At 68.4% G+C, this 21,873-nt stretch carries 17 protein-coding genes; 3 read left to right on the top strand and 14 right to left on the bottom strand.

Annotated features, from left to right (window positions below; translation table 11 throughout):
* Positions 1–119: 119 nt before the first annotated feature.
* Positions 120–2,750: a LuxR C-terminal-related transcriptional regulator gene (locus tag ACZF5Y_RS01765; protein ID WP_497534118.1), complete on the bottom strand. Its 2,631-nt coding sequence runs from the start codon at positions 2,748–2,750 to the stop codon at positions 120–122.
* A 111-nt stretch (positions 2,751–2,861) separates the two neighbouring features.
* On the opposite strand from ACZF5Y_RS01765, the gene ACZF5Y_RS01760 reads away from it, so the two are divergent.
* Positions 2,862–3,740: an exodeoxyribonuclease III gene (locus ACZF5Y_RS01760; RefSeq protein ID WP_497534117.1), complete on the top strand. Its 879-nt coding sequence runs from the start codon at positions 2,862–2,864 to the stop codon at positions 3,738–3,740.
* A 58-nt stretch (positions 3,741–3,798) separates the two neighbouring features.
* Here ACZF5Y_RS01760 and ACZF5Y_RS01755 read toward each other — a convergent pair whose 3' ends face one another.
* The 8 genes from ACZF5Y_RS01755 to ACZF5Y_RS01720 all read right to left on the bottom strand — a co-directional run bounded on the left by ACZF5Y_RS01755 (position 3,799) and on the right by ACZF5Y_RS01720 (position 14,100).
* Complete coding sequence (locus tag ACZF5Y_RS01755) at positions 3,799–5,094, bottom strand: M20 metallopeptidase family protein (protein ID WP_497534116.1); 1,296 nt, start codon at positions 5,092–5,094, stop codon at positions 3,799–3,801.
* A gap of 11 nt (positions 5,095–5,105) precedes the next feature.
* Positions 5,106–6,056 carry an aldo/keto reductase gene (locus ACZF5Y_RS01750; protein WP_497534115.1) on the bottom strand — a complete coding sequence of 317 codons (951 nt, stop codon included), beginning with the start codon at positions 6,054–6,056 and terminating at the stop codon, positions 5,106–5,108.
* 61 nt (positions 6,057–6,117) lie between these two features.
* Positions 6,118–7,797 carry an ABC transporter substrate-binding protein gene (locus ACZF5Y_RS01745; protein WP_497534114.1) on the bottom strand — a complete coding sequence of 560 codons (1,680 nt, stop codon included), beginning with the start codon at positions 7,795–7,797 and terminating at the stop codon, positions 6,118–6,120.
* Positions 7,798–7,855: 58 nt separating this feature from the next.
* Entirely contained in the window at positions 7,856–9,547 is a 1,692-nt protein-coding gene (locus ACZF5Y_RS01740) for a dipeptide ABC transporter ATP-binding protein (protein WP_497534113.1), read from the bottom strand.
* 2 nt (positions 9,548–9,549) lie between these two features.
* Complete coding sequence (locus ACZF5Y_RS01735) at positions 9,550–10,533, bottom strand: ABC transporter permease (RefSeq protein ID WP_497534112.1); 984 nt, start codon at positions 10,531–10,533, stop codon at positions 9,550–9,552.
* Positions 10,533–11,531, bottom strand: a complete 999-nt coding sequence (locus ACZF5Y_RS01730; RefSeq protein ID WP_497534111.1) for an ABC transporter permease — start codon at positions 11,529–11,531, stop codon at positions 10,533–10,535. Before ACZF5Y_RS01730 ends, ACZF5Y_RS01735 begins: the two co-directional genes overlap by 1 nt.
* Entirely contained in the window at positions 11,528–12,880 is a 1,353-nt protein-coding gene (locus tag ACZF5Y_RS01725) for an NtaA/DmoA family FMN-dependent monooxygenase (protein ID WP_497534110.1), read from the bottom strand. Before ACZF5Y_RS01725 ends, ACZF5Y_RS01730 begins: the two co-directional genes overlap by 4 nt.
* Positions 12,881–12,936: 56 nt before the next feature.
* Entirely contained in the window at positions 12,937–14,100 is a 1,164-nt protein-coding gene (locus ACZF5Y_RS01720) for an LLM class flavin-dependent oxidoreductase (protein WP_497534109.1), read from the bottom strand.
* 383 nt (positions 14,101–14,483) lie between these two features.
* On the opposite strand from ACZF5Y_RS01720, the gene ACZF5Y_RS01715 reads away from it, so the two are divergent.
* Complete coding sequence (locus ACZF5Y_RS01715) at positions 14,484–15,341, top strand: exodeoxyribonuclease III (RefSeq protein WP_497534108.1); 858 nt, start codon at positions 14,484–14,486, stop codon at positions 15,339–15,341.
* Between the two features lie 33 nt (positions 15,342–15,374).
* On the top strand, positions 15,375–16,382 hold the full coding sequence (gene trpS / locus ACZF5Y_RS01710; RefSeq protein WP_497534107.1) for a tryptophan--tRNA ligase: 1,008 nt from the start codon (positions 15,375–15,377) through the stop codon (positions 16,380–16,382).
* A 74-nt stretch (positions 16,383–16,456) separates the two neighbouring features.
* Here trpS and ACZF5Y_RS01705 read toward each other — a convergent pair whose 3' ends face one another.
* The 5 genes from ACZF5Y_RS01705 to ACZF5Y_RS01685 all read right to left on the bottom strand — a co-directional run bounded on the left by ACZF5Y_RS01705 (position 16,457) and on the right by ACZF5Y_RS01685 (position 21,815).
* Complete coding sequence (locus tag ACZF5Y_RS01705) at positions 16,457–16,798, bottom strand: P-II family nitrogen regulator (protein WP_497534106.1); 342 nt, start codon at positions 16,796–16,798, stop codon at positions 16,457–16,459.
* Positions 16,799–16,857: 59 nt separating this feature from the next.
* Positions 16,858–18,129 (bottom strand): ammonium transporter, encoded by a 1,272-nt coding sequence (locus ACZF5Y_RS01700; protein ID WP_497534105.1) that lies wholly within the window; start codon positions 18,127–18,129, stop codon positions 16,858–16,860.
* Between the two features lie 48 nt (positions 18,130–18,177).
* A complete protein-coding gene (locus tag ACZF5Y_RS01695; protein ID WP_497534104.1) occupies positions 18,178–19,410 on the bottom strand; it encodes an allantoate amidohydrolase in 1,233 nt (410 codons plus the stop codon).
* A 1-nt stretch (position 19,411) separates the two neighbouring features.
* Entirely contained in the window at positions 19,412–20,590 is a 1,179-nt protein-coding gene (locus ACZF5Y_RS01690) for an FAD-dependent oxidoreductase (RefSeq protein ID WP_497534103.1), read from the bottom strand.
* 61 nt (positions 20,591–20,651) lie between these two features.
* Positions 20,652–21,815, bottom strand: a complete 1,164-nt coding sequence (locus tag ACZF5Y_RS01685; protein ID WP_497534102.1) for a tyramine oxidase subunit B — start codon at positions 21,813–21,815, stop codon at positions 20,652–20,654.
* Positions 21,816–21,873 lie beyond the last annotated feature (58 nt).

Raw genomic sequence — 21,873 nt, 5'->3', positions numbered from 1 at the left:
GCTTCCCGAGAGTCACACGGGTCGCGCGACTCGCTCCCGACAATAACGATTCAATGTACTCGACGCGTCTGGGCGAGTCCTGGAGACGGGTACCAGGTTCGCAAACGATGCGCGAAGTGTCAACGCTTGTCGGAGTGCATCGACGCCCGGTTGCGCAGCATCCACTCCTGCAGTTCGTCACGATTCTCGACGCCGATCTTGCGGAAGGCGTTCGAAAGATGCGTTTCGACTGTGCGCGGCGAGATCGTGAGTCGCTCCGCGATGAAGCGGCTCGTATGCCCGAGCCCGGCGAGCAGCACGATCTCGCGTTCGCGCTGGGTGAGGTTCGGGCCCGGGGTGATCGGAATCCACACGCCGAGGTTGGCGAGCAGGCGGATATCGGGCTCATCGGATTCCGACGGCCGACCGGTGACTCCGCGCCCGATGCGCACGAGGTGAGCGATGAACGCGCTGGCGAGGTCGTCGTCGACGTGCTCGGCGAGCTCGTGCGCGCGTTCGAGCCCGCTGGTGCTCACGGAGCCGGTTTCGACGGCGTGTAAGTGTCGGGCGAGCAGCTCGATGAACGGCAAGTGCTCCTTCGCCGCCCACTCGGCCAAACGTATGGCTTCATCGGCGGTGGTCGGGTCGCGCAGCCAGTGACGCGCGCGCAGAGCAAGAACGCGTCGGTGCCCGCTCAGCACCATGGCAAGCCCAGGGCCCGGGTATTCCGAGGCGACGATTGCTCGGATCGCCGCATCACGCTCACCCAGAACCGCGAGCGCAAGCGCAAGCGCGGCTTGCAGCAGAGGCGCAAGCCCATAGGGGTCGCTCTGCGCGAATCGGTTCAGTTGCTGCTCGGCGGCGAGCACCGCTTCCGACCAGCGCCCCTCTTGCACGCTCAGCAGCACTCCGCAGGTCTCAACGAGACCCGAGTGCTGCGACTCGCCATGCACATCGGTTGCCGTCTCATTGACCAGACCGTCGTAGACGCGTCGTGCACTCTCGCGACTGCCATTCGTCCAAAAGCCCATCAGCCAGGCGAACCCTTGCAGATCGACCATGTCGCCGCGAGAGCGAGGGCCGAGCTGATTGAGGGTGCGCGAGTGCGACGTGCTCTGCACGGCCTCGTCCAGCGCCCCCTGCTGCTCCAGAATCAGCGCAGAGAGTGCTCTGCTCGGGGCGCGCACCCACTCCGTGCGCAGATCTTGTGAGATCCGTTCGGGTGGCAACACCTCGGCGGCCTCGCGCAGACGGCCCGTGTGCGCGAGCAGATGCACGCGGGTCGCATCGATCATCTCCGTGGCCTGACCCGTCGGGTACGCAGCGCGAAGCGCATCGAGCTCTTCGAGTGCGGTCTCGGCATCGGCCCCATCGCGCACGCGCTCGCGCAGCAGCGTCGAGTGCAGTGAGATCGCCAGCGTGTCGGGCATCTGCTCCACCAATTCGGCGACGGCGAGAATCTCGGTGACTCGATCGACGATGCGCATGCGAGCTGCGTCTTCGCCGAGCAACCGACTGAGGCGCAGGGCGTGCAGCGCCGCCGAACCGGCCTGCATTCCACTCGCCTCGCTGCGGTAGGCGATCACCTGAGCGAGACGCAGCATGAGCCGCGGGTCGCCGCCGTGCACCATGGCTTCAAATGCGCTCCAGAGCCACTCGAACGGCACCTTCCGATCGGCAGCGACGCCGAACACCACGATGCGGGTGAGCCGTTCGATGTCGAAACGCGGGTCGTGCATGCCCGGGTCATCACTCAGCAGTTCGTACAGCCGATCGTTCAACTCGATACGACGCACCGGCGACATCCCTGCGCGAATCGATGCGCCGAGCAGGGAATGACCGGTCTCCAACGATGAACCGCCGCCACGAGAGCGGGAGATCACGAGGCCGCGCTCGAAGAGCATGGTGAGCACAGCGGCGTCGATGCCTCGCAGCAGCACGGTTTCGACGACCGGCTCGGCTTGCGCGATGAATTCGAGCGCACGCCATTCTTCAGCGGTGCACGTCGATGCGAGCATTTCGGCGTAGTCACCGGTAATGAACTCGTCTCGCGACGCCACCCAGGCCGTGCCTCGACTGCGCTTGAGTTCGCCGTTGCGGTCGGCGGCGAGCGCGATGACCGCGAGCGCGTACCCGTTGCCGCGCGATGCGTCGTACCAGCGTCGCAACGTGCCCGAGTCGATGGTGTCGACGCCGAGCAGTGAGGCGAGGAATGAACCCGCCTCGTCGAGTTCGAGCGGCGCCACGGAAATGCGTCGCACCTGAGTACTCAGACCGATGCGTTCGAGCCCGCTCGTGAGTTTGCGCGCCGTGGCGATGATTCGGTAACGCCGCGAGCGCGCAAGCGCGTCGAGAATACTGAGGTCATGAGGCGTATATTCATCGACGTTCAGCGCAACGAGCACCACCGATCGCTCGGGGTATCGGCCCCGAAGATCGCGCTCCAATACCTGCACGGCGAGTTGGCTATCAACGGGTGATCCGTCCCACGTCTCCCCGCCGATACCGGACGGCACCGTCTCAGCGCTGAACACCGACATCAGGCCGTCGCCGGGCTGTGGGGCACGGGAGAACACATGCACCGACGTCGCCGGCTCGTCAGCGGCGATCTCCTCAGCAGCGCGCTCGGCGAGGTACGCCTTGCCGTTGCCCGAATCGCCGAGCAGTGTGACGAACATTCCGGCTTCGCGGGCCGCCGTGACGACTTCCCCGATGCGTGAACGCGGCACCGCGACGGACGGCAGGTTCGGACTCGGTTCTGCAGCAGTCATGTACCGACCTCCTCCCCAGCGGGAATCGTGTTCTCCAGTGTATCCACTCTGAGCACCAACTTCGGACCATCGTCCAAATCCCGTCGTGCCGCGGCCGGTAGGCTTTCGGGCATGCGCATCGCCACCTGGAACGTCAATTCGATCCGCACTCGATTCGGCCGGGTGGTCGACTGGCTCGTTCGCGAAGACATCGATGTGCTCGCGATGCAAGAGATCAAGTGCCGACCCGATCAGTTTCCGATCGAGGCGTTTGAACAGGCGGGGTACACCGTCGAAATCCACGGCCTCAATCAGTGGAACGGCGTCGCCATCGCGAGCCGCCACGAGATGACCGACGTTGCGCGCGAATTCGCGGAGATGCCTGGCTTCGGCAAGCCCGTCAAGGGCCAGGAAGACGTGCAGGGCACCGGCCCCAACGGCCTGCCGCTCGAGGCCCGCGCGCTGGGCGTCACCGTGGGCGATTTGCGCCTCTGGAGCCTCTACGTGCCCAACGGCCGCTCGCTCGACGACCCCCATTTCGCGTACAAGCTCGCCTGGTTGGAGGCGCTGCGCGAAGACACGCGGGCGTGGCTCGATGAGGATCCCCAGCTGCCGATCGCATTGATGGGCGACTGGAACATCGCGCCATTCGACAGCGACATGGCCGACCCGTCGTTCCGGGTCGGCGCGTCGACGCACGTGTCCCCCGAAGAGCGCTCGATGTTCGCCTCCTTCGAGGAGCTCGTCACCGACGTGGTGCGCCCCATCGTGCCCGAGGGCTTTACGTTCTGGGATTACCAGGCGGGCAAATTCCCGAAAGACCAGGGCATGCGCATCGACTTCATCATGGGCTCCCCCGCCTTCGCCGACGCGGTGACCGGCGCGACGATCGAACGCGAGGAGCGCAAGGGCGACGCCCCGAGCGACCACGTGCCCGTCGTCTGCGAGATCGATGTCGATCTACTCGGCGGCACCTTCGAAGACGAGTACGACCGCCCGATGGTCTTCTAAGAACGCCGACGCGACCGGCGGGCGGGTTGCCGACTCCCGACGCCGGCAACCCTCCCGTTCAGCGCGAGCCCGCGCCGAGAAAGCGCAGTGCCACCGCGGTGAGCGCCCGGGCTCCGCGCCGCAGCCCCACCTCGGGGTCGGGCGCAAACGTCGGCGAGTGCCCGCGCCGCGCCTCGTCGGGGTGGGCGGCGTCGGGCGACACCCCCGCGTCGAAGTGCCAGTACGCCGATGGGGCGCCCCAGTAGGTCGCGAACTCGCCGAAATCCTCGGCGCCGAGAATCGCGGGAATCTCGGCGTAGCTCCCCGCACCGAACTCCGCCTCGAGCGCCTGCACTGCAGCGTCGAGCGCGTCTGGATCGTTCACGTTGAGGGGGAAGGTGCGGTGCTGGTCGATGACGAACTCCGTCAAGCCTTCGGTGGCGGCGAGCCCCTCGGTGATGCGCAGGATCTCCCGCTCGATGCGATCCAGCACCTCCGCGTCGAAGGCCCGCGCGGCAACCGTGATCGTCACCTCGTCAGGGATGATGTTGGCCTCCGTGCCGCCGCGCACCACGGTCGGCACGACCACGGCGCGCTCCTCGGTCGAGAGCACGGTCGCCGGGATCGCGTGCAGCCGCGAGACGAGCTGCGCCGCGAACAGCAGCGGGTTCACGGTGAGGTGCGGCACCGACCCGTGACCGCCGGGTCCACGGGCGGTGATGTTCCAGGCGCGCACAGCCGCCATGTACGTGCCGGGTCGGCTGGTGAAGAGCGCGGGCGGGCGGGCGCCCGTGTGCTGCCCGAGCACGATGTCCGGGCGCGGCAGCCCCTCGAGCACCCCCGAGTCGCGGATGCGGCGCGCACCGTTGCCGAGCTCTTCGGCGGGTTGGGCGATCAGCACGACGGTGCCGCTCCAGGCACCGAGGTCACCCGAGAGCAGTTGCGCGGTGGCGAGCAGCGCCGTCGTGTTGAAGTCGTGCCCGCAGGCGTGCATCGCCGGGGCGCCGACGCCTCCGACCAAGCTCGCGCCTCCCGCACCACTCGCCGTCTCGCTTGCGTACGCCACCCCGCTCGCCTCGCGAATCGGCAGCGCGTCGATGTCGGCCCGCAACGCCACCGCCGGCCCGTCCCCGTTGCGCAGCACTGCGACGAGCCCGGTCGCCCCCTCGGGGCGGCGCACCTCGAAGCCGGTACCGACGAGCGCCTCGGCGATCCGGTCCGTCGTGCGGAACTCCTGGTGCCCCACTTCGGGGTGGCGGTGCAGGTCTGCGAAGAACGCGAAGAGCTCGGGATACAGCGCCTCGACCCGGGCGGCGAGCGGAGTCTGCACTCCGCTCGCCGCCGCAGTGCCCTCGGCCACGGTCGAGGTACCCACCGGCGATCCGCTCACGCGACCGGCTGCAGTTCGGTGATGCGGCTGAGCCGCTCGACGTCGGCGGCGTCGAGGGTGAGCTGCGCGACGGGCAGCAGCTGCTCCAGCTGCTCCAGGGTGCGCGCTCCGGCGAGCGGTACCGCGATGGTCGGCTGCGCCGCGACCCAGGCGAGCCCGACCGCGGCCTGCGTGGTGTCGTAGCGTGCGGCGAGCTCGTCGAGCACCGGCAACAGGGTCTCCCCGTACTCGGCGAGGTACGAGGTGGCGACGCCCGAGTGGGTGCTGGCCTCGAACTCCTGACCGGGGCGGTACTTGCCGGCCAGGAATCCCTTGGCGAGCGATCGGAACGGCAGGTTCACGAGCCCGTGCTCGCTCGCCACGTCACGGGTGCCGCGTTCGTAGGGCTCGCGGTTGACGAGGCTGTATTCGTCTTGGATCACGGTGAACTCGCTCCACCCGTGCTCGCGCGAGATCTCGAGTGCGCGTTGCAGGCGCTCGGTCGAGAAGTTCGAGGCGCCGATGTAGCGCACCTTCCCTGCCTGCACCAGCTCGTGCAGGGTTTCGAGCGGCTGCTCGAGCGGCGTCTCCTCGTCGTCGCGGTGCAGGTAGAGCACGTCGACGTAGTCCGTCTGCAGACGCTGCAGGGACGCGTCGAGCGCCGCACGAATGTTCTCGGGAGTGTACGTGCGGTAGGGCTCGAGCGCGCCGACCTTCGTCGCGATGATCTGCTCGTCGCGGTGCCCGCGCTGCGCGAGCCAGCTGCCGATGATGCGCTCGGACTCTCCGCCCGAGTTGCCCTCGATCCACGCCGAGTACACGTCTGCCGTGTCGATGAAGTTTCCGCCGACCTCGCGGTAGCGGTCAAGGATCGCGTGCGAGGTCTCCTCATCGGCGGTGTGGCCGAAGGGGTTGCCGCCGAGCTGCAGTCCGAAGACGTCGAGTCCGGTCTTTCCGAGTACTGGCATGTTCAGTTCCTTTCGGTGGTGCGATGGTGTGGTGATGGTGCCGGATCAGGCCCCCGACGCATTACGCGTCGGCGTCCTTCCAGAGGTCGTAGACGTAGGGAATCGCGGCGCCGCCGAGCTTCAAGCCATCAATGTCGTCTCCGTAGGCGTAGGGGCGCGAGATCGGGTACAGCGGCAGCTCAAGGCCCTCGGTGATCACGTACGCCTGGATGTCGTGGTAGATCTGCTCGCGCTCGTCACCGTCGGGCGTCTCGGCGCCCTCGTTGAGCAGCGTCTCGAGCTTGTCGTCGGTCGGCCACGAGAAGCTGTACCCCCACGGCGGCACGAACTCCTGCGCCCAGACGGTGCGGGCGATATCGGCTTCGGCGCGGAAGTAGCTGTGGATCTGCACGTCGTAGTCGCCGGCATTGATGCGCTCATTCCAGATCGCACGGTCGAGCTGTTCGTACTGGATATCCCAACCCGCTTCGAGGCCCGCCTGCTGCAGTGCCTGGACGAGATTCAGCACGTCTTGCGAGGGCTCCGGGAACGAGAGCAGGCGCACGGTGAGCGTCTTACCGTCTTTCTCTCGAATGCCGTCAGCGTTCTTCTTCGACCACCCCGCGTCGTCGAGCAGCTGATTGGCCCGCTCGATGTCATAGCCGTACAGCTTGCCGACCTCGGCGTCGTAGTACTGCGAGTTCGGCGTGAACGCGCCGCCGGTCTGCGCCTTGACGGCCCCGTAGAAGGTGGAGTCGATGAGGGTCTCGACGTCGAACGAGCTCTGGAACGCGGTGCGCACGTTCTTGTCGGCGAAGATTCCCGACTTGAGGTTGAGCGCGAGGCCATTGCCCACGCCGCCCGGCTGATAGTCGGTGAACGTGACCCCGTCGGTGTTCTCGAGGGTGTCGTACTGCGAGTAGGTGACGTTATTGATGAGGTCGAACTCCCCCGAGGCCACGCCGTTCACGCGCACCGACGACTCGGGCACGTACGAGAAGGTGACCTGGTCGAGATAGGCGGCGCCGTGGTCTTTGGGCTCGGGCGCCCACGCGTAGTCGTCGCGCTTCTCGAGCGTCCACGACTGGCCGGGGGTGAGATCGGAGAGCACGTAGGGGCCCGATCCGATGACCGAGTTCGCCGTATCGGCGCCGGCTTCCTCAAGGTACTTCGGTGATTGGATGCCGAGGTAGGGCAGACTCAGCCCCTGCAAGAACGAGGTGAGTGGCTCGCTGAGCGTCACCTTCGCGGTGAATTCATCGACGACTTCGGTCGAGACGTATGGCCCGAGCAGCGACTTCGCATACGACGACAGGGTGTCGGGGTTCGCGATGCGGTCGAAGTTGACCTTGACGGCCTCCGCGTTGAGCGGCGTGCCGTCGCTGAAGGTGACGTCGTCGCGGAGATGGAAGGTGTACTCGGTGCCGTCATCCGAAATGTCCCAGCTCTTCGCGAGCCAGGGCGCGAACGTGTAGTCGTCGTTCTGAAAGACGAGAGAGTCGACGACCTGGCCCGTGATCCACGAGTTGCCCGGGGAGAGCGACGGGTCGAGCGTGTCGGTCGTCGAGCCGACGGCGTAGGTAATGGATCCGCCGGCGTGCGGCTCGCTCGATGCCTCTGCGGCGTCGGCGGAGGATCCCTGCTGCGTGACGATGATGGCGCCGACCGCGAGCGCGGCGACCACGGCGATCGAGCCGCCGATGATCAGCCCGCGCCGGGAACGGCGCTCAGGCGTGATCTCGAATTCGGTTGGGTCAGACATGACTTCCTTTCCAGGGTGATGTGATGCGGGCGAGGCGATTCGGGCGAGGCCGAGTCGCTCACACCGCTGAGTGAGTGCGCTCTCGAGCGCGGCCGAGCTTCGGCACGGCATCGAGCAGACGACGGGTGTACGGGTGTTGCGGGTCTTGGTAGATGTCGACGACATCGCCGGTCTCGACGACCTGCCCGTCTTTCAGCACGAGCACGCGATCGGACACGTGATAAATGACGCCGAGGTCGTGCGAGACGAACACCACGGAGGTGCCGAAGTCGCGGCGCACGTCGTGCAGCAGGTCGAGCACCTGCGCCTGCACCGAGACGTCGAGCGCCGAGACCGGCTCGTCGCAGACGAGGATGCGGGGGTCGGCGGCGAGGGCACGAGCGATCGCGACGCGTTGCCGTTGTCCGCCCGACAGGTTCCGCGGCGAGGCGGCGAGCATGCGGGTCGAAAGTCCGACCGCGTCGCCGAGTTCGGCGGCGCGGGCACGAGCTGAGGCGCCGCGCAATCCGGAGACGCGCGCTCCATCGGAGATGAGGCGGAGGGCGGTGTAGCGCGGGTCGAAGGAGCCGAGCGGATCCTGCGGCACGAGCTGCAACTCGTGGCGGCGGTCGCGCCTGGCTCGCTCGGCGAGCGGTGCCCAGGGTGCGCCGTCGAGCTCAACGGTGCCGGAGTCGGGGCGCTGCAGCCCGAGAATGGTGCGCAGCAGTGTCGTCTTGCCCGACCCCGATTCGCCGACGACGCCGAGCGTCTCCCCTGCGCGCAGCTCGAACGAGACCTCGTCGAGGGCGACGCGGCGCCCCCCGGTGCCGGTCGGGAACGCGACCGAGAGGCGGTCACCACGCAGCAGCGTCGCTGTGCCGGTGGCGGGTCCCGGATCCGCTACCGCTGCCGCGCCCGCCGTCGTATCGCTTACACCCGGCGACAGCCGGCGCCCGCGCGCCTCCGCGGTCGGCACTGCCAGCAATAGCTTCTGCGTGTAGGGGTGGCGCGGGTCGCCGAGCACCTCGGCGGTCTCTCCCGCCTCGACGACGACGCCGTTCTCGAGCACCGACACGGTGTCGGCGATCTCGGCGACGAGCGAGAGATCATGACTGATCAAGAGCAGCCCCACCTCGTCACGCACGGCGGTGCGCATCAGCTCGAGGATTTCGCGCTGAATCGTGGTGTCGAGCGCGGTGGTGGGCTCGTCGGCGATGATGAGTCGCGGTTGCCGGGCGATCGCGGTCGCGATGAGCACGCGCTGGCGCAGCCCGCCCGAGAGCTGGAACGAGTGCTGGTCGATGCGACTCTCGGGGTCGGTGATGCCGACGCTGGCGAGCAGTGCTGCGATCTGCGCTCGTCGCTGCGCGCTCAGCACGAGGCTGGTGTCGCCGAGCGCCTCGGCCACCTCCTTTCCGACGGTGCGCAGCGGGTCGAGCGACTGCAGCGCGTCTTGCAGCACGAGTCCGACCTGCTTGCCCCGCACCGCGCTCCAGTGGTGCGCGCCGAATCGCAGCACATCGTTGCCCCGGTACGACAGCTCCTGGGCCCGAACGCGCGCGTCGCGCCCGTTCAGCCCGACGAGTGAGCGCGCCGAGACACTCTTGCCCGATCCCGACTCCCCGACGAGCGCGTGCACGCGCCCGGGCCACACGTCGAACGAGACGCCGCGGACGGCTGAGTGGGTGATGCCGCGCGACCGGAAATCAACGTGCAGGTCGGAGACGCGGGCGAGCGGTGACTCCGGCTCGATAGCTGCGGGAGCGGTCATGATCAGGCTTCCGTTCCCTGATAGCGGTGCTGCAGGCGGCGGCCGACAACGGTGATGAGGCACACGGTGCCGAGCACGGCGAGTCCGGGGAAGACCGCTACCCACCAGCCGAGGGTGAAGTAATCTCGGCTCTCGGCGAGCACAGCGCCCCACTCGGGAGCGGGCGGTTGCGGGCCGAGCCCGAGGAACGAGAGGCCGGCGGCGTTCAGAATCGCGGTGCCGGTGCCGATCGTCGCGAGCACCACGACCGGACCGATGGTGTTGGGCACGATGTGCTTGCCGACGCGGTGCCAGAACCCGAGGCCCTGCGTGACCGCGCTCTCGACCCAGCCGCTGTGCTGCAGCGCGCGCACCTGCACGCGCACCACGCGGGCGAAGCGCGGAATCGCGGCGATGCCGATGGCGATGATGATATTGAGCGGCCCGGGCCCCACGATCGCGATGACGACGAGGGCGAGCAGGATCTCGGGCACGGCGTTCACCACATCGAGCAGGCGAACGATGACCTCGTCGGCCGCGCGCGGCGCGATGCCCGCGAGGGTGCCGAGCACGGTGCCGATGATCGCGGCCAGGAGGGTCGCGCCGACGCCGATCGACAGCGAGTAGCGAGCGCCGTAGATGAGGCGAGACAGCACGTCGCGGCCGATCGGATCGGTGCCGAGCAGGTGCGCGGCGCTCGGCGCCTGCAGCGTCGCCTGCGTATCGGCGGCAAGCGGCGGGTAGGGCGCGAGCCATCCTGGAACGGCGACCGCGGCGGCGAGCAGGGCGAGCAGCAGGCCCAGAGCGATCACCCCGGCGAGGTGCGCGATCCGGCGCCACCTTGGTGCGGTGCCGGGCCCCACCGGTGCTGCAGCGGCCGCGGTGTCGGCGACGGTGCGCGCGAGCGTCGGCGGCGCGGCAGAGGGCGCGGCGGCTTCGGACCCCTCGGGCACAGCCGTAGGCGCGGTCGGGCGGGTCCCGGAGTCGAGCAGGGTCGGGGTGGTCATCAGACGGCCCTCCGTTCGGCGTGGGCGGTGCGCGGATCGAGCACGGTTTGCAGCAGATCGGTGATCGTGCTCACGATCACGTAGACGGTGGCCGAGACGAGCACCACCGCGAGCACCACAGGGAGATCGCGGCGCACGATCGCCTGCAGGGCGATGGATCCGAGGCCCGCACGGCCGAAGACGCTCTCCGTCAGCACGGCGCCGCCGAGCAGGCCGCCGATCACGAGGCCCGCGACGTTGAGCGCCGGCCCGGCCGCGTGGCGCAGGATGTGTACGTACCGCACCCGGCGTTCACTGATGCCGCGCGCCCGCGCCGAAAGCACGAAGGGTTCGGACTCCGCGCGATCCGCCCCCTCGCGAATCACCTGCGCGAGCATCGCCGCGATCGGCAGCCCGAGCGCGAACGCGGGCAGCACCAGGCTTTGCCAGCCGTCATCGCCCCAGATCGGGAACCAGCGAAGGCCGAACCCGAAGATCGTCAGCAAGATGATGCCGAGCCAGAACGTCGGCGTCGACACGAGCACGAGCTCGAGCGCCTGCGCGATGAAGCGCGGCACCGGGCGGGTGCGCGAGGTGCCGAGTCCGACGAAGAGCGCGATCACGATCGCGACCACCGCGGCGGCGAGCGCGAGCTGCGCGGTGGGGGCGAACCCCACGGCGAGCACCTCGCTCACCGGCTTCCGCTGCACGTACGACAGGCCGAAGTCACCGAACGGCAACCCCGACAGGTAGTCGAGGTAGCGAATCCAGACCGGCTGATCCAACCCGTACTGCGCGATGACGGCCTGCCGCGTCGCTTCGTCGATGACCGCGTTCTCACCCAGCACGGCAGACACCGGATCACCGCCCGCGAGTTCCATCACCAGGAAGGTGAGTGACGCGGTGACGAACAGCACGAGCACGAGGGAGACGAGGGAGCGTGCGACGCGCCACGCCACCCGAGCACCGGTGCCCGCACTGGCGCCGAGGCCGACGCGGGTCAGGACCGCGGCGCTCACGCCGGCACCCGCTCGCGCGTCCGCCCGATCGGAGCCTCGGGCTCCGGGATGCCGTAGTGGCCGCGCAGGGTGGTCGCCTCGTAGGCCTCGCGGAAGAGGCCACGCTCGCGCAGGATCGGCACGACGCCGTCCACGAGCGCGTCGAGCTGATCGGGAACGAGCGGCGGCATCAGCGTGAAGCCATCGGCGGCGCCCGCGACGAACCAGGTCTCGAGTTCGTGGGCGAACTGCTCGACCGAGCCGACGAATTCGCGGTGGATCGATCCGCCGCTCACCCGCAGCAGCGCCTCGCGCACCGTGTACTCACCAGCCTGCAATGTCGCCCGCAGCTCCGCGTAGGTGCGAATCGAGTTCGTCGCCTCGGCCACGTCCGGCAGCAGGTGCGCCGGGAAGGGCGCGTCGAGGTCGAACCCCGACAGGTCGACGAACAGCCGCTTTTCGGCCTCCGGCAGAAGCGCGGCGACGTCGATGCCGGCCTCGATCTCGCGCTTCACACGGCGGGCCTCCTCCTCGGTGCCGGCGACGAAGGGCACCACCCCGGGGGCGATGGCGATGTGCCCCGGGTCACGGCCGTACGACGCCGCGGTCTCCTTGAATTCCTGCAGGAAGGCGCGCGACGACTCGAGCGACCCCGCGTTCGCGTAGACGAGTTCGGCGTAGCGCGCGCCCAGGCGGATGCCTGCCCCGGAGCCACCCGCCTGCACCTGCACGGGTCGGCCCTGCGGGCTCGGCGGCACGTTGAGCGCCCCCTCGACCGAGAAGATCTCGCCCGCGTGCTCGATGCGGTGCACGCTGCCCGGACGCACCTGCTGACGTCGCTCGGGCACCACGTCGACCGCGCCGCGCTCCCAGCTGTGCCACAGCTGCTGCACCACCGCGATGAACTCGTCGGCCCGCTCGTACCGCACCTCGTGCGCGAGATGGGCGTCGAGCCCGAAGTTGCGGGCCGCATCGAGGTTCGAAGTGGTCACCGCGTTCCATCCCGCGCGGCCGCCGCTGATCAGGTCGAGCGACGCCACGAAGCGGGCCAGGTTGTACGGCTCGTTGAACGTGGTCGAGGCGGTCGGGATCAGCCCGATGTGCGACGTGCGCGCCGCCAGGGCGGCGAGCAAGGTGATCGGCTCGAACGGGTTGCCGAGGTACGCACCCGCACCCGTGCCGAGCGCCGGAGCGTCGGCGAACAGCAGCGCGTCGAACGTGCCGCGCTCTGCCGTCTCGGCGATGCGTACGTAGTGCTCGAGGTCGCGCGGATCGAGTCCCCGCGCCGACGGATGCAGCCAGGCGCCGCCGTGGGTGCCGAACCCGGAAACCAGCAGATTGAGGTGCACCTGACGGGGTGATGAAGTCACGAGGGCTGTCCTTTCGAGGAGGTTGTGGCAGTGGAGTGCGGGTGCGGGGTCGCCGGTCAGGCGGCCGCGAGTACCGGGGCCGGCCGCGGGGAGGGCTCGGTGATGGGATCGTTGGCGACGATCTCGCCGGAACGCCCCGTCGCGGCCCGGTGGGCCAGTTCTTCGCGCACGAGCGGCAACAGGTACCGGCCGTAGTCGATGACGTCGTTGAGGTTGTCGTACCCGCGAATCGAGAAGAGTTCGGCACCGAGGTCGACGTAGTCGAGGATCGCGGCCGCCACCGTCTCAGGGGTGCCGACGAGTGCCGTCGAGGCGCCCGCCGCATTCGTCGCCGCAGCGGGCGAGGTCCAGAGCGCGCGGTCGTGCAGGTCGCCCCGCGCCGCGATGTCGAGCAGGCGCTGCGATCCGACGTTCTCGGGAGTGCCGTGCGCGCGTTCGGGGCGGGGCGATGACGCCGCCGCGGGCCGGGTGAGGGCACCCAGCACGCGCTCCGCTTTCTCCCACGCGAGCGCCTCGGTCGGCGCGATGATCGGGCGGAACGTCACCCACGTGCGCGGCCGCGTGGTGCGCCCGGCCGCGTCGGCCGCCGCCGCGATCCGTTCGATCTGCTCCTGTGTCTCGGCGAGCGGCTCGCCCCAGAGGCCGAAGATGTCGGCGAGCGCTCCGCCGACGCGGTAGGCGTCGGCGGAGGATCCTCCCACCGATATCGGAATGGTGCCGTGCACCGGGCGCACGCGGTTCGAGAACCCCGTGAACCGGTAGTGCTCGCCGTCCCAGTCGAATGGTTCGTCCGATTCCCACGCGCGGCGGAGGATGCGAATGTACTCCTCCGTGCGGTCGTACCGGGCCTCTTTGGAGAGGAAGTCGCCCTCGCGCGCCTGCTCGATCGCGTTGCCACCTGAAATGAAGTGAACGACAGCGCGGCCGCCGCTCACCTGGTCGAGCGTCGCGAGGGTTTTCGCCGCGTAGGTCGGGTGGATGTTGTTCGGGCGCAGTGCGATGATCGGGCGCACGCGCTCCGTGTGCTGCGCCAGCGTCGCCCCCGTGATGAATGGGTCGAACGACGACGATCCGTAGGGCTGCAGCGTGTAGTCGAACCCGGCGTCTTCGACGGCTCGGGCGTAGCGGATCAGGTAGTCGCGGTCGATCTGCGCGTTCGGGATGGGCGCGAGCTCGGTCGATGCATTCGGGTAGGTCAGGCTGATGAATTCGACCGGCATAGTGTGCGCCTCTCCTGGAGCTTCGGGGGTTCTACGTGAAACATCACGGTGCCCGAGCGCTCGTCGGAGCGTCCAATACTCAGCGGTAATGGGGCCGCATCGACGACCCTGATGATCCGCGGTGGAGCGCGCAGATCGGCGCGACGGCGGGGATCTCGCGGTGCACGCGGCCGCTTGGGCACGGTGCGGTGCGCGTCGCCGCGTTACGGGATGCAACGAACTGTGACGCGGCGGTACTCGGCTGAGGTGCGTCTGGGCGGCGGTCGGCATCTTCCGTCGCGGCGGAGAAATTCGCTCACACGGTGCAGTCGCCGGCGCAGGATCCGCACGACGGAAGTTCTCCGGCGCGACCGGCGGGGCCGGCCCGAAGTAGACTGGCGGGCATGGCTGAAACCTTGCGTCTCGCATCCGTCAACGTCAACGGCATCCGGGCCGCGTACCGGAAAGGCATGGGCGACTGGCTCGAGGCACGCGGCGTCGACGTGCTCGCCCTGCAAGAGGTGCGCGCTGATGACTCCCACCTCACCGAGCTGCTCGGCGAGGGCTGGCACTTCTTGCACGATCCCTGCCAGATCAAGGGCCGCGCCGGCGTCGCCATCGCGAGCCGCGTTCCCGCCACTGCGCACCGCGTGGGCCTCGGCGCCCTCGACGCGCAGGAGCAGATCCAGTCGTCGGGTCGCTGGATCGAAGCAGACTTCGACCTCGGCGGCACCCCGCTCACCGTCATCAGCAACTACACGCACTCGGGTGAGGTCGATACCCCGCGTCAAGAGGCGAAGTGGGCCTTCCTCGACGCAATGGGCGAGCGCATGCGCGAGCTCTCGGCCGAGCGCGAGCTCGTCGCGATCGTCGGCGACTTCAACGTCGGCCACCGCGAACTCGACATCAAGAATTGGAAGGGCAACGTGAAGCGCGCCGGGTTCCTGCCGCGTGAGCGCTCCTACTTCGACCGGTTCTTCGGGGCCGACGGCGAGACCATCACCGGTGTCGACGGCACCGAGGGCGCCGGCTACGGCTGGGTCGACGTGGGTCGCCGCTTCCACGGCGAGATCGACGGCCCGTACACCTGGTGGTCGAACCGAGGCCAGGCATTCGACAACGACACGGGCTGGCGCATCGACTACCAGGTCGTCACGCCGGCGCTCGCCGAGCGCGTCGAGCACTACACGGTCGACCGGGCCGAGTCGTACGACGCCCGCTGGTCGGATCACGCCGCCACCGTGGTCGATTACCGCGCCTGAACTCCCGCTCGCAACACTTCGCAAGGAACTCCCATGAGTGACACCACCAAGCCCGTGCTCTTCTCGGGCATGCAGCCGTCGAGCGATTCGCTGCAGCTCGGCAACTACATCGGCGCCCTGAGCCAGTGGACGCAGATGCAGGAAAACTTCGACGCGTTCTTCTGCGTCGTGAACCTGCACGCGATCACGGTGCCGCAAGATCCGGCCGAGCTCGTCGCCCGCACCCGCCGCACTGCCGCCCAGTACATTGCCGCCGGCATCGATCCTGAAAAATCGACGCTGTTCGTGCAGTCGCAGGTTCCCGCGCACGCCGAGCTCGCCTGGGTGCTCAACACCGTCACCGGCTTCGGCGAAGCCAGCCGCATGACGCAGTTCAAAGACAAGTCGCAGAAGAACGGCGCCGACGCGTCGTCGGTCGGGCTCTTCACCTATCCGATCCTGATGGCCGCCGACATCCTGCTGTACCAGGCCGCCAACGTGCCGGTGGGTGAAGATCAGCGCCAGCACGTCGAACTCACTCGCGACCTCGCCGCGCGCTTCAACTCGCGCTTCGGCGAGACGTTCGTGGTGCCCGAGGCGCAGATCCCGAAGGGCACGGCGAAGATCTACGACCTGCAGGTGCCCACGGCGAAGATGTCGAAGTCGGCCGAGAGCGAAGCCGGCCTCATCAAGGTGCTCGACCCCGCCAACGTCACGAAGAAGAAGATCATGCGGGCCGTTACCGACGCCGACGGCGAGATCCGGTTCGACCGCGAGGCCAAGCCCGGCGTCGCGAACCTGCTCACCATCTACTCGGTGCTCAGCGGGCGCACGATCCCCTCGCTCGAAGCGGAGTACGCGGGCCGCGGCTACGGCGACCTCAAGAAGGGCCTCGTCGAGGTCGTCGAGGAGAGCCTCGCTCCGGTGCGCACGCGCACGGAAGAGCTGCTGGCGGATCCGGCCGAACTCGACCGGCTGCTTGCACGGGCCGCCGATCGCGCCAACGAGGTCGCGAACCGCACACTCGACCTCGTGTACGAGCGCATTGGGCTGATCCGGTAATTTCTCACCGGCGCACCACGAAACCCCGCAGCGGCGACGCTGCGGGGTTTCGTGCTTCCGGGCCCGGCGGCCGACTACTTCGTCGCGTCTTCCCCGGTCTCGCCGGTGCGCACGCGAATCACCTGGAGCACGTCGGTAACCCAGATCTTGCCGTCGCCGATCGAGCCGGTGCGCGCGGCGTCTTGGATCGCCGTCAGCGCTGGTTCGAGTACGTCATCGGCGACCACGATCTCGACGTACAGCTTCGGGAGAAAGTCGACCTTGACCTTCTGCGAGCGGTAGACCTCGACCTTGCCGGTCTGGGTGCCGTGACCCTTCGCATCCGAGATCGTCATTCCCTTCACGCCGACTTCGGCGAGGGCGAGCTTGACGGGTTCAAGGGCGCTGGTCTGCAGCACTGCGGTGATGAGCTTCATGATGCGTATCCTTTCAAGATTTCATGCGAGAGCGGAGCGGATGCGAGCGGAGGAGCAGCTCACGACCGCGTATCGTCGAACTCGTACGCGGTCTCGACGTGCAGCGAGGTGTCGAGACCGGCGCGCTCCTCGCCCTCGGGTACGCGGAGCCCGATGGTCTTCTTGAGCACGAATGCGATGATCGCCGTGACGATGAACGTGTAGGCGAAGACCGCACCGACCGCCGTGAGCTGTGCGCCGAGCAGTTCCCAGCCACCGCCGAAGAAGATGCCGGTCGCACCCGCGGGCGAGCTGGGATCGGCGATGAAGGCGATTGCGATCGTGCCGAAGATGCCGGGGAACATGTGGATCGCCACCGCGTCGAGCGCGTCGTCGTAGCCGAGCTTCTCCTTGAGGCCAAGCGTCGCGAACGCGACGATGCCCGCGAGGAATCCGATGCCGAGTGCACCGACCGGCGATACCGAGTTCGCGGCGGGGGTGATGCCCACGAGCCCGCCGAGCACGCCCGAGATCGCACCGAGCGAGGTGGCCGCCTTGCGTACGATGCGCTCGATCAGCAGCCAGCCGAGCAGACCGGCGCAGGCCGCGACGAGCGTGTTGGTGAGCGCGACTCCGGCGCTGTCGTTGATGCCGCCTGACGATCCGCCGTTGAAGCCGTACCAGCCGACGAGCAGCAGGCCGCCACCGAGAATCGCGATGGGCAGATTGCCGGGCCGACCGACGTGCGGAAAGTCGCGGCGCTTGCCGAGGAAGAGCGCGAGTACGAGTGCCGCGACACCCGCATTCATGTGCACGGCGGTGCCGCCGGCGAAGTCGATGGCGTGCACGCGGTTGGCGATCCAGCCGCCGATCGTCGATCCGTCGGCTGCATCGAACGCGAACACCCAGTGCGCCACCGGGAAGTACACGAGTGTCGCCCACAGGCCACTGAAGATCAGCCACGTCGAGAACTTCATGCGCCCCTCGACCGCACCGCCGATGATGCCGACGGTGAGGCCGGCGAAGATCAATTGGAAGACCGCGATCAGAATCGCGGGCACCGCTCCCTCGGGAGTTTCAGCGCCGAGCAGGTCGCCGATGCCGATCAGGCCGGTCGGGTTGCCGATGATGCCCGCACCGCCGACCGAGTCGCCGAGCGTGAGACCGTAGCCGACGAGCACCCACAGCACGGCGGTGACGGCGAAGCCGCCGAAGACGATCATGATGGTGTTCAGGATGTTCTTGGTGCGCGAGAGGCCGCCGTAGTAGAGCGCGAGCCCGGGCAGCATGAGGGTGACGGCGACGGTGGCGGTGAGCATCCACGCCGTGTTCACCTGCGAGGTGATATCCATATCGGTCCTTTCGGGGGCGGTTCGGGGAGGGTGTTTCGAAGCACGGAATCAGCTGGTGAGGAGCGACTCCAGCACGTCGGTGAGTGCCTCGACTCCGGCCGCGACATCGGCGGGCTCGGAGGTTTCGGCGGGGGTGTGCGATGCGCCCGTGGGGTTGCGCACGAACAGCATCGCGGTGGGAATCACTGCGGCAAGCACGCCCGCGTCGTGGCCGGCGCCAGTGTCGAGCACAGGGGCTTCGGGGAGCACGCCGCGCAGGTGCGCGCGCAGCTTCGGGTCAAAGTCGACGGTCGGCGAGAACGACTGCTCCTCGACGCGCACCGTGCACCCCTCGGCTTCGGCGGCGCGCTGCACATCGGCGCGAATCTCGGAGACGATGCGACGCACCGAGGCTTCGTCGCGGTGGCGCACGTCGAGCCACGTTTCGGCGCGCGAGGCGATGACGTTGGTGCCGCCGGGTACGACGGCGATGCGGCCAACGGTGCCGCGGGCGTCGGCGACGGCGAGGGTGCGCTCGCGCGTGCTCCGGATCATCTCGGCCGCGACCACCACCGGGTCCTGGCGATCGCTCATGCGCGTCGCCCCGGCGTGATCGCCGCGGCCTTCGATGATCACGTGCCAGCGGCCGTGACCGAGAATCGCGCCCGCGATAGCGATCGGCTGCCCGAGATCTTCGAGTCCACGGCCCTGTTCCACGTGCAACTCCACGAACGCTGCGATGCGGGCGAGGCGCTCGGGGTCGGGGCCGATGCGATCCGGATCGAACCCGGCCGCCGTCGCGGCCTGCGCATAGCTCACCCCCGCGTCATCGGTCAGTTCGCGCACGCGGCTCGGCGGCGTCACTCCCGCCATCAGGCGCGAGCCGAGACACGCGACGCCGAAGCGGCTGCCCTCTTCTTCGGGGAACACGGCGACGGCCAGCGGCCGACCGGGCTGGATGCCGCGCTCGCGCAGCCGATCGACGGCGGCCAGTCCGCTGACAACGCCGAGCGGGCCGTCGAAGTTGCCACCACCCGGCACGGAGTCGAGGTGCGAGCCGGTGACGATGGCACCGCTGCGGTCACCGCTCGGCACGTCCCACCAGGCCCAGATGATGCCGTTGCCGTCGGTTTCGAGCGAGAGCCCGCGGTCGACGGCGTGACGCGCGAACCAGGTGCGTAGTTCGAGCTCGGGGGCCGAGAAGACGGGGCGCGTATATCCCCCGCGCACGGGGTCGGTGCCGACGCCGGCGATTTCGGCGAGGAGCGCGTTCGCGTCGCCGGCCGTGGTGATCCGCCTCATCTCACACCCCCGCGAATCGCTGGCCCGTGGCACGGAACCGATCGTGCGGCACCTGCGAACCGGCCACCAGGTCGGCGACGAGCTCACCGAGCAGCGGGGCGAACTTCGCGCCCTGGCCCGAGCACGGAGAGAGGATCGTGATGCCCTCGGCCCGGTCGATGATCATGTCGTCGCCCGGCACGTTCGTGAAGAGGCACGTGGTCTCCTCGTAGGATTCCGGAATCAGGCCCGGGGTGAAGTCCGTGACGAACTGCACGATGCGGTCGCGGTTCGCCGGATCGATCTGCCCATCCTGATCGCGCGCCGAGCGGATCGCCCGCCCGCCGTTGTACTCGGCGATCTTTTGGCCGCGGAAGTCGGCATCGCGCCCGCCCGGCAGGCTGTACGTCTGCATCTCTTCGCCCTTGTAGATGAAGGTCGGCCACGACGTCGATCCGTAGCGGGCGGTCTCGCCGCGATGCAGAATGTCGCGATACGGGAAGTGGTACGCGTTCTCCTGCCGCACCTCGAACTGCGGCATCGCCTCGGCGAACCCGGTCGGCAGGTCGAGGTCGCCGAGCAGCGCCGGCAACCACCCGCCCGCGGCCACGATGACCTGCTCGGCGTGCACGGTGTCGCCGCGGGTCGAGGTGACGACATACCCCGCCCCTCCCGATTTCGCCTGCACGTTCGCGGCCTCCCACCCGATGTACACCTGCGCGCCGGCGCCCTGAGCGAGATCGAGCATGGCTTTGACCGAGGCCTCGGCGTCGAGTACTCCGGCTCCCGGGTGCCACAGCACCTCGGTATCGAAGCGCAGCTGCGGCCAGCGCGCTTCGGCAGTCGTAGCACTCACGAGCTCGTGTTCGATGTCAGCCTGCTCGAGCACCTCGGCGAGACCGCGCGGGTTGCGCACGGCACCGAAGTCGAGCGCACCGCTCGGCGTGATGAGTCGCTTGCCGCTCGCCGCCTCAAGCTCATCCCACCCGTGCTTCGCCCGCACCACGAGGTCGGTGTAGAACGCATCGGGGTAGGCGTATCGAAAGATGCGGGCGGAGCCGTGCGAGCTGCCCTGCGCCGATGCCGGGATGTCGCGCTCGAGCACGATGACCTCGGCGCCCGACTGGGCGAGGCGCCAGGCGGCCGCGGCGCCGCTCAGCCCGGCTCCGATGATGGCGTAGGTGGTGGTTTCGGAGGTCATGCGGTGATCACGTGCTCTCTGGGAAAGGGGGCGAGAAGGGGGCGACTGCGGCGGGATGGGGTCAGGCCAGATCCGGCGCATCCCAGAGGTTGAGCTTCGTGCCGATGCCGAGCTCGACCGCGTTCTCGTAGACCGTCTTGGCCCAGGCCACGTCTTCGACGCCCATGCCGCCGACGCTGAAGAGCACGGGCTGCTCCTCGAACTCGCGGCCCTGCGCGGTGCCGTCGAACACATCGCCGATGTTGACGACGCGCGACTCGTCGAGCTTGCCGGCGTCGATCAGGTCTTGCCAGTACAGGCCGATCATGCCGAAGGCGGTCTCGTGCGAAGGCGCCGGGTACTCCTCGGCCCAGGCCTCGTAGATCTTCTTCGCGTCGGCGATGAGTCGTGCCTTGCCCGAGACCGTGTAGGCCTCATCCATCTTGAGGTTGGCCGGCAGACTCAGAAAGGCACCCGGCTTGATCCAGTCGCCGTCGATGTACGGGTAGTTCTCGGAACCGACGAGGCCGGTCACGGCTTCAGAAACGATGTCGGAGTCGCGCACCGCGGCCTCGGCGGTTTCGGCGATCTCGATGGTGGTGAACTGCGGGTAGTGCAGCTTCACGTAGTCGGCGAACGCCTCGGACGACTCCTTGCGGCGCCCATTGATGCGAATCGTGTCGAGCGTGGGGCGCGCGGTGGTCATGGCGTGCAGGGCGCTCTTGTTCATCGCACCGGGGCCAATGATGCCGAGCGACTTCGCGTTGATCGGTGCGAGCTTCTTCGCCGCCGCACCGGGCACGGCCGCCGTGCGGTACGCGCTCTCGAGGTTGCCCGACATGATGGCGAACGGTGCGCCTGTTTCTTTGTCGTTCAGCACGATGAGGTGGATGGAGCGGGGCAGCCCCTGCTCGCGGTTGTCGATGTTGGATCCGTACCACTTCACCCCGGCGGCGTCGAAGCGGCCGCCGAGATAGGCGGCCATTGCCATGAACCGGCGGTCTGCGGCATCGAGCGGCATTCCGGGGAAGGGCGACGACTGCGGAAAACTGATCTGCGCGCCGTGCGAGTTCGCCGAGTTGCCGGCCATGCGGTAGTCGCCCTTGGCCACCAGCACGAGCACCTCTTCCATGACCTCCATGCAGCGCTCCATGTCTTTGACCCCGGCGGCAATCACCTCGGGCTCGCTGAGGTAGAGCATGTCGATGCGGGTGCTGGGGGTGGTCTGCGTGGTCGGTTCGGTCACGGTGAACTCCTTCGAATCCGGGTCGGTGCAACCCAGAAAAGCCAGGTTTCAGCATCCA

The sequence above is a fragment of the Leucobacter sp. WKLB1 genome (genome assembly GCF_059696215.1).
Note: the sequence above shows the minus strand (reverse complement) of the source record. Positions and strands in the feature narration are given on the sequence as shown.